Consider the following 12,641-nt stretch of genomic DNA (forward strand, 5'->3'; position numbering starts at 1 on the left):
GGTGATGACTGCGCCACGGGGATCGGTCGAACGTGTCGTGATGGCGCGTGCCGATGGCAAGCCGATCACCGCGCTGGTGGTCGACGACGAGACGGTGTTGGCCGAGATGGTGTCGATGGCGCTGCGCTACGAGGGGTGGACCACCGTCACCGCCGGTGACGGCGCTGCGGCGCTCGCTGCAGCCAAAGCCGACCGTCCCGATGTCGTGGTGCTCGACGTGATGCTTCCCGATATGAGCGGACTCGACGTGCTGCACCGGCTGCGCGACGTCAATCCGAACCTGCCGGTGCTGTTCTTGACCGCCAAGGACGGCGTGGAGGATCGCATCGCGGGCCTGGCCGCGGGCGGCGATGACTACGTCACCAAGCCGTTCAGCATCGAGGAGGTGGTCTTGCGACTGCGAGCCCTGCTGCGGCGCACGGGAGTCAGTGCCGCCGGCAGCGGCGCACAGATTGTGGTCGGAGACCTGATTCTGGACGAGGACTCCCACGAGGTGACGCGCGGCGGTGACCCGATCACGTTGACGTCCACCGAATTCGAACTGCTGCGGTATCTGATGCACAACGCCAAGCGGGTGTTGTCCAAGGCGCAGATCCTGGACCGGGTATGGGACTACGACTTCGGGGGGCGAGCCAACATCGTCGAGCTCTACATCTCCTACCTGCGCAAGAAGATCGACAACGGCCGAGAGCCGATGATCCACACTTTGCGTGGCGCGGGCTATGTGCTCAAACCGGCCGGGTAGATCGCCGCGCGCCGACGCCCGGCGCAGCTGGTCGCTGCGGGCGCGGCTGCTCGCCGGCCAGATCGCCCTGCTCTCCCTCGCCTGTCTCGGGATCGGCGCGGTCACCGAGCTGGCGCTGTATCAATTTCTGGTCAGCCAAGTCGACCATCAGCTGCACGACGCCTCGCAACGCTCTGCGCGGCTGCACGGACCGCACCTACTTCCGCTAGGACACCGCCACCACTGGTCCCGGCCAGGGCCTGGTCCAGACTTTCTGGACGCGCCGGGTCAGCCCGCCGGCATGGTCGGCGCGGTGGTGGACAACGCAGAATCTCCCGGCGAAGGCAACGGCATCGAGGCCGGATATCTGAGTACCTCAGGGCAGCGTGAGGAACTGAGTCCTTCTGCCGCAACGCAGTTGGCCGACGTGACTGCTGGGGCCGAGTCGGTGACCCGGCGACTCGACGGCATGGGCCGCTACCGGGTGGTCGCCACCATGGCCCGTCGCGGCGGGGACGTGGTGGTGACAGGGCTGCCCTTGGCGACGGTCGAGGACACCCTGCTCCGAGTGCTGCTGATCTTCGGGCTGGTGACCTTGGTCGCGGTCGGCGCCGCGGCCACCGCCGGCAGTGTGGTGATCCGGCGCGCGCTGGCCCCGTTGCGCCGCGTGGCCCAGACCGCAGGGGAGGTGGCAGGCCTGCCGCTGGATCGCGGGGAGGCGGCCCTGCCGGTGCGGGTCGCCGAATCCGACGCCAACCCGCGTACCGAGGTCGGGCAACTCGGTGCCGCGGTCAACCGGATGCTTGACCACATCGCCGCCGCGCTGTCGACTCGACAGGACAGCGAGACCCGGGTGCGCCAGTTTGTCGCTGACGCCAGCCATGAGCTGCGCACCCCTTTGACCGCGATTCGCGGATATACCGAACTGGCGCAGCGTATTCCGGTTTCCGACAGTGCGGACCCCGAGGCTTTGCGGCACGCGCTAAGTCGGGTGCAGTCCGAAACCGAGCGGATGACACAGCTGGTCGAGGATCTGCTGCTGCTGGCGCGGCTGGACTCCGGGCGCCCCTTGGAGCATGAGCCGGTGGACCTGTCGCGGCTGGCGGTGGATGCGGTCAGCGACGCCCATATCGGCGGCCCTGATCACCAGTGGCGACTTGAGCTGCCCGACGATCCGGTGATGGTGCCCGGCGACGGCGCCCGGCTGCACCAGGTGGTGGCCAACCTGCTCACCAACGCCCGCGTGCACACCGGACCGGGAACCGTGGTGACGCTACGGCTCAGCGTGTACGGCAACGACGCGGTGCTGACCGTCACCGACGACGGCCCGGGCATTCCCGCGGACTTCCTGCCGGAGATCTTCCAGCGGTTCGCCCGGGGTGATACCTCCCGATCACGCAAGGGCGGCAGCACCGGGCTCGGGTTGGCGATCGCCTCGGCGGTGGTTCGGGCACACCGGGGGGCCATCGCCGTCACCAGCGAACCCGGCCGCACCGCCTTCACCGTGCGCCTGCCCAGGTAGCCCCCTTTTTTCCGCGAGCGTGCATGTTTGCCCGGCAACACGCCCCGGGTTTGACGTACAACTGCGCACGCTCGCCCCGGGGGTTTGCGCACGTCGCCCGAGGGGTAGGTGACCCGGATGAATCCCGAACTGTCACCCGAGCCGGGCGGGCCGCAAGAGCCGCCGGAACGACTGGTGCCCGCAGAGCCGCCGGAACGACTAGCGCCTGCGGAAGTGCCGGAACGACTGCTTCCCGAAGACCTGCCGGAAAAGTGACGCGACGGGCGTCTCGGCCGCGGTGCGGCGGCGACGTTAACCCGCGCCGCGGGACCGCAATGATGGCAAGCTGTAGGCCATGGAAAACCAGCCGGTCAGCGCGACCATCGCGGCCGCCCACGCCGAACATCAAAAGACCCTTCCCTTCGGCGATACAACGGATTTCGATGATGCCGACCAGGGATTCATCGCTGCGCTGAATCCCTGCGTCGTCACCGCCGCCGACGGACGGGTGGTCTGGGACAACGACAGCTACGGCTTCCTCGCCGGGGACCCGCCTGACTCGGTGCACCCGTCGCTGTGGCGCCAGTCCCAGCTGGCGGCCAAGCAGGGTCTCTATGAAGTGGTCGAGGGTATCTACCAGGTGCGCGGCTTCGATCTGTCCAACATCACCTTCGTCGAAGGCGACTCCGGGGTGATCGTCATCGATCCGCTGATCTCCACCGAAGTCGCCGCCGCCGCGCTGAAGCTCTACCGTGCGCATCGCGGAGATCGCGCGGTCACGGCCGTCATCTATACCCACAGTCATGTCGACCATTTCGGTGGCGTGCTGGGCGTGACAACCCAGGCCGACGTCGACGCCGGCCGGGTCGCGGTGATCGCGCCGGAAGGTCTGGTCGAGCACGCGGTGTCGGAGAACGTCTATGCCGGAACGGCGATGGCGCGCCGGGCCTCCTACATGTACGGCACGCTCCTTCAGCGAGGTCCGTCTGGGCAGGTCGGCTGTGGCCTTGGGCAGAACACCTCGACGGGAGAGGTCAGCATCATCGTCCCGACGGTGACGATCACCGACACCGGCCAGACGCACACCGTCGACGGTGTACTGATCGAATTTCAGATGGCCCCCGGCACCGAGGCCCCGGCCGAGATGCATTTCTACTTCCCGCAGTTCCGGGCGTTGTGCATGGCCGAGAACGCCACCCACAACCTGCACAATCTGGTGACCCTGCGCGGAGCGGTGGTGCGAGACCCGCATGCTTGGGCCAACTATCTGACCGAGGCCATCGACACCTTTGCCGGGCGCACCGATGTGGTATTCGCGTCCCACCACTGGCCGACGTGGGGGCATGACCGGATCGTCGAATACCTTGCCCTGCAGCGTGATCTGTATGCCTATCTGCATGATCAGACCTTGCGCCTGCTCAACCAGGGCTACACCGGCATCGAGATCGCCGAGCAGTTCCAGCTGCCGCCGGCGCTGGAAAACGCCTGGCACGCAAGGGGCTACTACGGTTCGGTGAGCCACAACGTCAAGGCGATCTACCAGCGTTATCTGGGCTGGTTCGACGGCAACCCGGCCCGGCTCTGGCCACACCCGCCCGAGGCGGCCGGACCCCGCTATGTGGCGGCCATGGGCGGTGCGGATCGCGTGGTCGATCTGGCCTCAAAGGCCGTCGGTGACGGCGATTTCCGTTGGGCGGCCACACTACTCGACCACGTTATGTTCACCGATGCTGAACATGCCGGCGCCCGAAAGCTTTATGCGGACACCCTCGAACAACTCGGTTACGGTGCGGAGAACGCGACCTGGCGCAACTTCTTCCTCACCGGAGCCGCCGAACTGCGCGGCGGCGTGCTGGGCACGGCGGTGAGCACCACCTCGACATCGATGCTCAGCCAGCTCGCCGTGGAACAGATCTTCGACGCCCTGGCGGTCCGCATCAACGGGCCGCGGGCGTGGGAGCTCGACCTCACCTTGGACGTGGCGATCGCCGACGACGGCGACTACCGGCTGACGTTGCGCAACGGTGTGCTGGTGCAGCGCCGCCTGGTGGGCGGCGGTGACGGCGTCGCCGATGCCACGGTGTCGGTGAGCACCAAGATGCGGCTGCTGGCCGCGGCGCTGGGCGATCTGCAGTCGGCCGGCCTGCAGATCTCAGGCGACCAGTCCGCACTGCCCCGGTTGCTGGGCGTCCTCGACCGTCCCGACCCGAGTTTCAACATCGTCACCCCGTGACGCCGGTGCGCACTGGCCCTCTAGGGTGACAGACGTGCAGTTGCTGTTGATCCGCCACGCGCTTCCGCTGCGCAGCGAGTACGGCCAGGGTTCAGACCCTGAACTGTCCGAAACCGGCATCGCCCAGGCGCAGCGCCTGCCGGAGGCGTTGGCGCGGTTCCCGATTACCCGCCTGGTCAGCAGCCCGCAGCGTCGGGCCATCCAGACCGCCGAGCCGCTGGCCGCCCACCTCGGTCGCAGCGTGGACATCGATGAGCGCTTCGCCGAATACGACCGGGAACTGGCGGGGTATCTGCCGGTGGAGCAGCTGCGTGCCGAGCGCCCGCAGGACTGGGCTCGGATGGCCCAGGGCCACCTGCCCAGTGGCGTCGATGAAGCCGCGTTCTGCGCCCGGGTCGGCGAAGCTCTCGCCGATGTGGCGGCTCAGGCCGATCCGGACGACACGGTCGCGGTGTTCAGCCACGGCGGCGTCATCAATGTGGTGCTGCACCAGATCCTGGGCACGCAGCGGCTGTTGTCGTTTCCCATCGACTATGTGTCGATCACCCGGCTGCTGTACTCCCGCTCCGGCCAGGCCGCGGTGGCGGCCACCAACGGCACCGAGCACGTCTGGGACCTGCTTCCGCGCAACCAGGCCCGGTTCTGATCTACCGCTGAGCCGCGAGGTTCTTTTTGGCGGCGCGCCGCAGCTGGAATATCCGCGCGGTGCCGACCAGGGCGGTCAACAGCCCGCCGCAGATGGCCGCGAGCAGGATCGCCACGCCCGCGGGCAGGCTCCACGTCCAGGTCAAGAACGCCAGGTCCACCGGTGCGGTGTTCTGGGTGACGAACACCAGCAGCACGATCAGAACCAGGAAACCGGCGATCAGCGCTGTCCACAGCGCGCCGGCACGGGTCAACGGCATGCTCGGCGGAGGAGGAGGCGGCGGTGTGCTGATGTCGCCCTGCGCTGGGTCGAAGGGCACGCTCGGATCGCTGCTCATGGGGACATCTTGCCGCCTGCGGCGCGGAAATAACCGGGTTCTCGTGACTTTGAGCACCGGGGGCCCTACTGCGGGCTCGCGGCGGGTCGCCTACGGTGGGTTGGTGAGCTCAGCCCCGTCCAACCCGTGGCCGGCCATTCTGACCTGGCGGGCGCCCGACGCCCCCCGCATGGAGTCGGTGCGGGTGCAGTTGTCCGGAAACCGCATCAGGGCCAACGGCCGGATCGTGTCCGGCGCCACCGCGGACCATCCGGCGTTCGGCGTCTATTACGACCTGCACACCGATGAGTCCGGCGCCACCAAACGGCTGGGCCTGACCGTCTCGCTCGCCGAACGTGAACGTCAGCTGGTGATCGCCCGTGACGAAGAGAACATGTGGCTGGTGACCGACGCCCGGGGACAGTCGCGCGCGGCCTACGACGGCGCGCTGGATATCGACATGCTGTTCAGCCCGTTCTTCAACACGCTGCCGATCCGGCGGGCGCGGCTGCAGGAGCGCGCTGGCACGATCACCCTGCCCACGCTGTACCTGAACCTGCCCGACATGACGGTGGTGGCGGCAACGGCCAGCTACAGCAGCGCGGGGACCGGTGACGGCATCAAGGTGATCTCGCCGGGCACCGACGCTCGGGGCGTCACCGTCACCGTCGACGCCGACGGTTTCGTCATCGACTATCCCGGGTTGGCAACGCGGATCTGATCACCCCGCCGGCTCGGCCGGCGGCGGCCAGTTCCCGGCGCCAGTCGGTGGCGCCCACGACGACGGTGACGATCTCGCTGCGGGGAAAGTTGTCGTAGCGCGTGCGCGCGGCATGCCCATGATTGACCAGTTCGGCCACCGAGTCCGACGCCGACAGTGAGTCGCGCGCGTCGGCCAGCAGCGCGATGGCACGATCCAGGGCCGGCAGCAGTTGCTGCCAGTTGGCCTCGCACATAGCCCGGACCAGGTCCGGGGCAGTCCCGGCGACTCGGGTGCCGTCCCGGAACGATCCCGCCGCCAGGGCGAACGCCAGCGGGACATCGGCGGCGGTGACGGCCAGCGCCTCGGCCAGCAGATGCGGCAGATGCGAAATGGCGGCCGCGGCGGCGTCGTGCTCGGTGGAGCGGGCCGGAACCGCCACCGATCCGCAGTCCAGGATCAGATCCAGCACCTCGGCGAACACCTGCGGATCGACGTGGTCGTCGACACTGATCACCCACGGCGCGCCCTGGAACAGCTCGGCGTGCCCGGCCGGCCAGCCGGAATGGGCGGTACCGGCCATCGGGTGGCCGCCGACGAAGCGGGTCTGCAGTCCGGCGGCGGTGATCGCCTCGAGCACCGCGCTCTTGACGCTGGTGACGTCGGTCAGCGGGCATTGGGGTGCCAGCCGGCTGATGGGGCCGAGCAGCATCGGCAGCGCCGGCACGGGGACGGCGATCACGATCAGGGCACCCGTCTGCGCGGCCCGGGTCAGGGCCGATTCCAGCTCGGTGGTGGCGTCGAAACCGTCGGCCACCGCGGCGTTGACCCCGTCGGCGGACCTGTTGTAGCCGAACGCCTCCCGGCCGGCTGCCGCTGCCGCACGCAGCACCGAGCCGCCGATCAGGCCCAGCCCCAATACGCACACCGGTGTTTTCACTGTGCTTGCCGTCACCTGTCCAGGTTGGCACACGCTGGTAAAGGGCGTAGACGGCGACTACCGTAGGCGCCCATGGGAGCACAGAGCTCGTCCGCACAGGGCCGGCCGGCAGACACGCTGGACGGTTTCGGAGTGGCTGTTGTGCGCGAAGACGGCAAGTGGCGTTGCACGTCGATGCGCGCCGCAGCGCTTACCAGCCTTTCCACAGCAGAGACGGAGCTTCGTGAGTTACGCAGTGCCGGAGCGGTTTTCGGTCTGATCGACGTCGACGACGAGTTTTTCGTAATCATCCGGCCCGGCCCGGCCGGCACCCGGCTGCTGCTCTCGGACGCCACGGCCGCGCTGGACTACGACCTCGCCGACGAGGTGCTTGAGGAGATCGACGCCGATATCGACGCCGATGACCTGGAAGACGCCGACCCGTTCGAGGAGGGCGATCTCGCGGTGCTGTCCGACATCGGGCTGCCCGCCGCGGTGCTCAGCGTCATCCTGGACGAGTCCGACCTGAGCGTCGAAGAGCAACTGCACCGGATCGCCACCGAGATGGGATTCGACGAGCAGCTCACCGCGGCGCTGCCGCAGCGGTGACCGGCGCGCCCGCCGACGAGGACCTGATCCGCGCGGCCCTGGTGGCGGCCGGGCGGGCCGGTCCCGGTGATGTTCCCGTGGGTGCGGTGATCGTGGGTCCCGACGGCACCGTGCTGGCGCAGGCGGCCAATGCTCGCGAAGCCCTGGGCGACCCCACCGCCCATGCCGAGGTGCTGGCGATCCGCGCTGCGGCCGCCGTGCTGGGCGACGGCTGGCGACTGACCGGCGCGACGTTGGCCGTCACCCTGGAGCCGTGCACCATGTGCGCGGGTGCCCTGGTGGCCGCGCGGGTGGAGCGTCTGGTGTTCGGCGCCTATGAACCCAAGACCGGCGCGGTCGGCTCACTGTGGGACGTGGTGCGGGATCGGCGCCTCAATCACCGCCCGCAGGTGCGCGGTGGAGTGCTGGCCGCCGAGTGCGCTGCGCCACTGGAAGAGTTCTTCGCCCGACAGCGATTGGGCTGAGGGGCACTTCGTTGGGTACGCTGTCCCGCGGTGGCGTGTCCGAGCGGCCTAAGGAGCACGCCTCGAAAGCGTGTGTGGGGTAACCCCCCACCGAGGGTTCAAATCCCTCCGCCACCGCCAAGAGCCCCGCTCCTGTCTATGCAGGTAGCGGGGTTTTTTGCGCTCTGCATGCAGTCCCGGTCAGGCTCCCGTGCCCCCACACTTTGCCCACAACCCGGCTACCTGTGGGTTAATGCCGGCTGTGCAGAGTGGCCGCGGCAGTCCGCGCCCTACGAACCATGTGGTCCGCGATAGGGACCCTCTTCGGCTCCAATGACCCCTTCTGACGATCTAGTGTTGCAGCGTGTCGGGGCACATGTATCGCTGCGCACCCTCAATCAGGGGATCGCGGTAAGCGTTCTGCTGAAACCCCAGAAACGGGATGTCCGCGGTGGTACCGCCGTTGTGGAACACATCGCACACCATATTGGCGACCATGACGTTGCTGACGTCAGCGCCCGGCGTACCGAAGTAGCCCTGCGGAACACCCTGCGAGTGGATGAAGTCCAGGAACTCCTGCTTATCCGCACTCGCCACTGCGCCTGTCCAGAAAAGCAATCCCAACGAGGCCACAGCCACACCAGTCAGCCGCAGGACGTTCCTTGTCGCACCACTTCTTGTCATTCCCCAGAGATATCACCTGACGCATTGCCATCGCAGGTTGTCGTAGGCCGGCGCCAGGCCAGAAAGTGAATCACGGCCGTCCGCGGTAGTAGTAGCAGCGCACCCCGTTTGCTAACAACGCGACAAACCGCACAATGGCGCTTCGCCTCGCAGGTAACCTGACCATTCCATGAGGCTCACAGTGCCGGTCCGCGTCGCACTTATCGCGGCCCCGGTCCTCGTGTTTCTGCCTGTTGGCGTCGTGTCGGTCGTCGAAAAGTCTTCCAGCGCATCCACGGTGGTCACTTCGAACTATCCGACCACCTCGCGCGCCGTCGCAGAACCCCGCCCTGCTCTGACGAAGCTCAACTCCCTGCCGGTCAAGGGACGTGCGCCGAAGACGCATTTCGGTCGAGCACTGTTCGGCGACCAATGGACAGACGATGTAACCGTTGAAGGCGGCCACAACGGGTGCGATACCCGCAACGACATGCTGCGCCGTGATCTCGCCGGGGCCGGCTTCAAACCTGGTCGCAAGACCTGCGTTGTCCTTTCCGGCACCCTGAACGACCCTTATACCGGCGAGACGATCCTGTTCCAGCGGGGCGCCGGATCATCGAGTCAAGTCCAGGTAGACCACGTCGTTCCGCTACTCGACGCATGGCAGAAGGGTGCCCAGGACTGGGACTACATGGCCCGTCGAAACTTCGCCAATGACCCCATCAACCTGCAAACCACCACTGCCGCAGCCAATCGAGAGAAGGGCTCCGCAGATGCGGCCACATGGCTGCCGCCCAATAAGGCTTACCGCTGCACCTATGCAACCCGCATCATCGACATCAAGGCCCGCTACGGGCTGTGGGTGACCCAATCTGAGCGTGACGCGCTGGCCCGTGTGCTCGCCGAATACTGCTAGCCGCAACGGGCATGAATGCCCACGTCTGGCCCACTTCCGGGGTGATCTCCAACCCGCGAAATCCGGTCCATCGACCCGCTGATCAGCGCGGCCGGTCCACCGCATACGTCCCGGCGTCGTCGACGAACTCCACCCGTACCTGGCGCGCTGCGCCGTCCACGGTGACCGAGCAGGTGAAGCTGGTGCCGCTGCGCACGGTCGGGTTGACCCCGTTGTTGCAGCGGACGTTCGTCACGTCCGTGCGTCCGTAGCCGTCGATCGGGTCGGTGAGTACCTGGCGCACACCGTCCTGTGCCCGTGACACGTCCAGCTCGACCGGTCCGGACCCGCCCACGCCACGTAGCACCCATGCCAGCAGCACGGTCAGGGCAAGCAGCCCGGTGATGGCCGTGGCGATCAATAGCGCCCGGCTCGGTCGAGACGGGGGAGCGGCGGGCGTGGGGCGTTGGCCGGCGGCCGCCTTGGGCTGCGCGTGGTCCCGCCGCACCGGCGGCCGCGGACCGGGCGCCGCGGGCCGGTGCCCCCGCGGTGGCCGGGGAGCCTGCGGTGGAGGTGTCGGGGGCCGGCGCAACTCGAGGTACCAGGGCTGCTCGGGCGGCCGGGGGCGCCGCACCGGCGGCGGTTGTGGTCCCCGCGGCCGGGGCGGCTGCTGCGGTGGCCGCGGCAGCGGGTTGGCCCTGCGGTCCGGGGGCCTGCGCGGGTCTTCGGGATGGCTCACGGCAGCTGGCCCATCACCCGAACCGTTTCAGGCAGCCATCGCTGTCGCCGAGCAGTCCGGAGCGAAACGCCAGAATCCGGGTGAAACCCGCCGGAACCGTGTCGTCGTTGGCGTCACTGGCGACGATCCCGTTCATGAGCAGGCCGGTGACCGCCTCGTCCAGATCGCCGCCGGCCAGTGTCAGACCCGGCCCGGACGACAACGTCATGGGCTCGGCCATCCGGCGCTGCGCCACGCCGGTCAGGCACGCCGTGCGTAACGCCGCCGCCGCGGATTCCAGATCGACCTCTCGTTCCCGCTGCACCGCAAGCGCATACCGCGACGTCACCGCCGACAACCCGGTGTTGTCGCCCTGGGGCAGGCCCAGCGTCGACTGATCCGTCGGCGCGCTCATCTCCTGCAACGCGGGTAGGTCCACCACGATGAGGTTGGACTCGGGGCAGTAGGCCACCGGGTCGGGCTGGTGGCCGCTGGGACATTTGCCCGACGTAGACAGATCCGGTGGGCGCGACAGGCCAAAGATCTGGCCCAGCTGTTCCATCAGGGTCGCCAGCACCGCGTCGTCGATCACCAGATCGCTTTGCGGGTTCTCCGAATCGAACAGCGAGTCCGGCAGATTGCCCCGACGAGCGCCGATCTCGTCCATGGTGATCTCGCCGCACATCTCGGCACCGCCGTCGAAGCCGGTCTGAAAAGCGCTCACCCGGTCCAGCGCCGTGCCGTGCTCGTCGGAGATCGACAGCGGATTGTCGGGCGTCGACACCGGATCGCGGATCACGATCAGACCGGCCAGCACGTGGTTGAGTCCATCGCCGGTGCTCACCTGGACCCGCGGCGAACTTCCCGCGGCGACCCACTGCAGATACACGCCGGCGAAACAGTCGGCCTGCTGTTCGCGGACCAGGGTGCGTGTCAGCGGGTTGACGGTCCCGGCCATGTTCTGCAGGGCGTGGCCGTACTCGTGGGCCAGCGTCCCGTTGATCGCCATGTCGCCGAAGTACTTTCGTGCGGTGGGCAGAAACTTGGCGCGGTCCCAGGCCATGGTGTCCAGCCGGCGGCAGTACATGGCATTCGGCAGATGGTAAACGTCTCCGCCGCACACTGGCGGTCCGTCGGGGTCGGTGGAGTCATAGGAGATCAGTGACGAGACGGGCTGAAAACGTCCAGGCAGCTCCGGGCCGTAGTGCTGAGTCCAGAAGTCCTCGATGTCGTCGATCGCCAGCAGCGACAGCCGGTCGATCTCGCCGCCATCGCTGCCCTGCACGCGGGCGGTGACGGGGCCGACCTCACCGCGCGGGCCGCTGGGGCCTTCGGTGGTGGGCAGCCCGCCGACCCGGCCGGGGTCATACAACATGGATCTCGCCTTACCCGCGACCACGGTGGGTGTGCCGGTCTGCGCGCAGCCCGACAGTGCCAGGATCACGGTGGCTACCCCGAAAAGTGTTCTGGCGGTGCGGTGGAATCGGTATCGCGGCATCATCACCTGCTCAGGTAGGCCACGATCCCGTTGGTGACGGCCGTGGCGTACTGCGCCCGCCCGTCGGCGCTCTCCAGCAGTGCTGCGTCCTGCGGATTGCGCATGTTGCCCAGCTCGACCAGCACCGCCGGATACTCGGCCAGGTTCAGCCCGGCCAGATCCGCCCGGCCGTACAGGCCTTCGGCGCCCAGATAACTCGATGGGGGAATTCCGGCTGCTGTCAGGGAATCCCGGATGTCGGCGGCCAGCGCCAGTGCCGGACCGGACTGGGCATCGTTGAGAGCCGGGCTGGAGTAGTTGACGTGAAATCCGCGGCCTGAGGCCGGTGCGCCGTCGGCGTGAATGGACACGATCGCGTCCGGGTGCGCGGCGTTGGCCGCCGCCGCCCGCGCGTCGATGCACGGGCCCACCGACGTGTCGTCACCGCGCGAGAGCTCGGTGTGCACCCCGAGCTGATCGAGGGCGGCCCGAACGCGGTTGGTCACGTCCCAGGTCAGGGCGTGCTCGGGGTAGCCGTCGTCGGACGCGGTGCCACTGGTCTGACAGGGCTTGGTGCCGCCGCGGCCGTTAGGTACTTGCCGGCCGATCGAGGCGTCGTTGGCACCGCTGTGGCCCGGATCCAGAAAGACGGTTTTGCCGGCAATGGCGGGGGCGGTGGGATCTGCGGCGGCTGCGGGCGCCACTACGCCGGCCGCCAGGAGGAACGCGGCCGAGACAAGGGGGCCCAGGCTCCGGCGACGCACCGGGCAAGACTAGCAAGCGGTCACGGGGTCCTT

Annotated in this window: 15 protein-coding genes and 1 tRNA gene; 10 read left to right on the plus strand and 6 right to left on the minus strand. The window is 68.1% G+C overall.

Annotated features, from left to right (window positions below; translation table 11 throughout):
• The first annotated feature begins 40 nt into the window (after window positions 1-40).
• The 5 genes from BST15_RS09690 (at window position 41) to BST15_RS09705 (ending at window position 5,104) form a co-directional block, all read left to right on the plus strand.
• Window positions 41-745, plus strand: coding sequence for a response regulator transcription factor (locus BST15_RS09690; RefSeq protein ID WP_046189529.1), 705 nt, complete (start codon window positions 41-43; stop codon window positions 743-745).
• Window positions 723-2,246: a sensor histidine kinase gene (locus tag BST15_RS09695; RefSeq protein WP_046189530.1), complete on the plus strand. Its 1,524-nt coding sequence runs from the start codon at window positions 723-725 to the stop codon at window positions 2,244-2,246. The genes BST15_RS09690 and BST15_RS09695 overlap by 23 nt, the downstream gene beginning before the upstream one ends.
• Before the next feature lie 117 nt (window positions 2,247-2,363).
• Window positions 2,364-2,501, plus strand: coding sequence for a hypothetical protein (locus tag BST15_RS22075; protein ID WP_165757110.1), 138 nt, complete (start codon window positions 2,364-2,366; stop codon window positions 2,499-2,501).
• A gap of 79 nt (window positions 2,502-2,580) precedes the next feature.
• The gene (locus BST15_RS09700; protein ID WP_046189513.1) at window positions 2,581-4,458 is read left to right on the plus strand and encodes an alkyl/aryl-sulfatase; all 1,878 of its coding nucleotides are present in this window, start codon (window positions 2,581-2,583) and stop codon (window positions 4,456-4,458) included.
• A gap of 34 nt (window positions 4,459-4,492) precedes the next feature.
• A complete protein-coding gene (locus BST15_RS09705) occupies window positions 4,493-5,104 on the plus strand; it encodes a histidine phosphatase family protein (RefSeq protein ID WP_046189531.1) in 612 nt (203 codons plus the stop codon).
• Between the two features lies 1 nt (window position 5,105).
• Here the strand turns inward: BST15_RS09705 and BST15_RS09710 are convergent, their stop codons facing one another.
• On the minus strand, window positions 5,106-5,441 hold the full coding sequence (locus BST15_RS09710) for a LapA family protein (RefSeq protein WP_046189514.1): 336 nt from the start codon (window positions 5,439-5,441) through the stop codon (window positions 5,106-5,108).
• Window positions 5,442-5,610: 169 nt separating this feature from the next.
• On the opposite strand from BST15_RS09710, the gene BST15_RS09715 reads away from it, so the two are divergent.
• On the plus strand, window positions 5,611-6,141 hold the full coding sequence (locus BST15_RS09715) for a putative glycolipid-binding domain-containing protein (protein WP_276037451.1): 531 nt from the start codon (window positions 5,611-5,613) through the stop codon (window positions 6,139-6,141).
• Here the strand turns inward: BST15_RS09715 and BST15_RS09720 are convergent.
• Complete coding sequence (locus BST15_RS09720; RefSeq protein WP_046189532.1) at window positions 6,107-7,048, minus strand: prephenate dehydrogenase; 942 nt, start codon at window positions 7,046-7,048, stop codon at window positions 6,107-6,109. The genes BST15_RS09715 and BST15_RS09720 overlap by 35 nt on opposite strands.
• An 84-nt stretch (window positions 7,049-7,132) precedes the next feature.
• Between BST15_RS09720 and BST15_RS09725 the strand changes: the two genes are divergently transcribed.
• The 3 genes from BST15_RS09725 to BST15_RS09735 all read left to right on the plus strand — a co-directional run bounded on the left by BST15_RS09725 (window position 7,133) and on the right by BST15_RS09735 (window position 8,232).
• Window positions 7,133-7,648, plus strand: coding sequence for a tRNA adenosine deaminase-associated protein (locus BST15_RS09725; protein ID WP_046189516.1), 516 nt, complete (start codon window positions 7,133-7,135; stop codon window positions 7,646-7,648).
• Entirely contained in the window at window positions 7,645-8,112 is a 468-nt protein-coding gene (locus BST15_RS09730) for a nucleoside deaminase (protein ID WP_046189517.1), read from the plus strand. Before BST15_RS09725 ends, BST15_RS09730 begins: the two co-directional genes overlap by 4 nt.
• Before the next feature lie 29 nt (window positions 8,113-8,141).
• Window positions 8,142-8,232, plus strand: a tRNA-Ser gene (locus tag BST15_RS09735).
• A gap of 210 nt (window positions 8,233-8,442) precedes the next feature.
• On the opposite strand, the gene BST15_RS09740 is transcribed toward BST15_RS09735, so the two are convergent.
• Window positions 8,443-8,688 carry a DUF732 domain-containing protein gene (locus tag BST15_RS09740; protein WP_046189518.1) on the minus strand — a complete coding sequence of 82 codons (246 nt, stop codon included), beginning with the start codon at window positions 8,686-8,688 and terminating at the stop codon, window positions 8,443-8,445.
• Between the two features lie 256 nt (window positions 8,689-8,944).
• Here BST15_RS09740 and BST15_RS09745 point away from each other — a divergent pair, with 256 nt between their 5' ends.
• Complete coding sequence (locus tag BST15_RS09745) at window positions 8,945-9,670, plus strand: HNH endonuclease family protein (protein ID WP_083070912.1); 726 nt, start codon at window positions 8,945-8,947, stop codon at window positions 9,668-9,670.
• Between the two features lie 82 nt (window positions 9,671-9,752).
• Here BST15_RS09745 and BST15_RS22635 read toward each other — a convergent pair whose 3' ends face one another.
• The 3 genes from BST15_RS22635 to BST15_RS09760 all read right to left on the minus strand — a co-directional run bounded on the left by BST15_RS22635 (window position 9,753) and on the right by BST15_RS09760 (window position 12,608).
• Window positions 9,753-10,283 carry a DUF4333 domain-containing protein gene (locus BST15_RS22635; protein WP_234808415.1) on the minus strand — a complete coding sequence of 177 codons (531 nt, stop codon included), beginning with the start codon at window positions 10,281-10,283 and terminating at the stop codon, window positions 9,753-9,755.
• Window positions 10,284-10,401: 118 nt separating this feature from the next.
• Window positions 10,402-11,868 carry a neutral zinc metallopeptidase gene (locus BST15_RS09755; protein WP_234708333.1) on the minus strand — a complete coding sequence of 489 codons (1,467 nt, stop codon included), beginning with the start codon at window positions 11,866-11,868 and terminating at the stop codon, window positions 10,402-10,404.
• On the minus strand, window positions 11,868-12,608 hold the full coding sequence (locus tag BST15_RS09760; RefSeq protein WP_046190288.1) for an Rv3717 family N-acetylmuramoyl-L-alanine amidase: 741 nt from the start codon (window positions 12,606-12,608) through the stop codon (window positions 11,868-11,870). The genes BST15_RS09755 and BST15_RS09760 overlap by 1 nt, the downstream gene beginning before the upstream one ends.
• Between the last annotated feature and the right edge of the window lie 33 nt (window positions 12,609-12,641).

Source organism: Mycolicibacter arupensis (genome assembly GCF_002086515.1).
Taxonomy (GTDB): domain Bacteria; phylum Actinomycetota; class Actinomycetes; order Mycobacteriales; family Mycobacteriaceae; genus Mycobacterium; species Mycobacterium arupense.

Excerpts from the sequence above, each read along its gene's own strand:
- BST15_RS09755 (WP_234708333.1), bottom strand. The coding sequence starts at position 11,868 with ATGATGCCGCGATACCGATTCCACCGCACCGCCAGAACACTTTTCGGG.
- BST15_RS09710 (WP_046189514.1), bottom strand. The coding sequence starts at position 5,441 with ATGAGCAGCGATCCGAGCGTGCCCTTCGACCCAGCGCAGGGCGACATC.
- BST15_RS09715 (WP_276037451.1), top strand. The coding sequence starts at position 5,611 with ATGGAGTCGGTGCGGGTGCAGTTGTCCGGAAACCGCATCAGGGCCAAC.
- BST15_RS22075 (WP_165757110.1), top strand. The coding sequence starts at position 2,364 with ATGAATCCCGAACTGTCACCCGAGCCGGGCGGGCCGCAAGAGCCGCCG.
- BST15_RS09745 (WP_083070912.1), top strand. The coding sequence starts at position 8,945 with ATGAGGCTCACAGTGCCGGTCCGCGTCGCACTTATCGCGGCCCCGGTC.
- BST15_RS09695 (WP_046189530.1), top strand. The coding sequence starts at position 723 with ATGTGCTCAAACCGGCCGGGTAGATCGCCGCGCGCCGACGCCCGGCGC.
- BST15_RS09725 (WP_046189516.1), top strand. The coding sequence starts at position 7,133 with ATGGGAGCACAGAGCTCGTCCGCACAGGGCCGGCCGGCAGACACGCTG.
- BST15_RS09700 (WP_046189513.1), top strand. The coding sequence starts at position 2,581 with ATGGAAAACCAGCCGGTCAGCGCGACCATCGCGGCCGCCCACGCCGAA.
- BST15_RS09690 (WP_046189529.1), top strand. The coding sequence starts at position 41 with ATGGCGCGTGCCGATGGCAAGCCGATCACCGCGCTGGTGGTCGACGAC.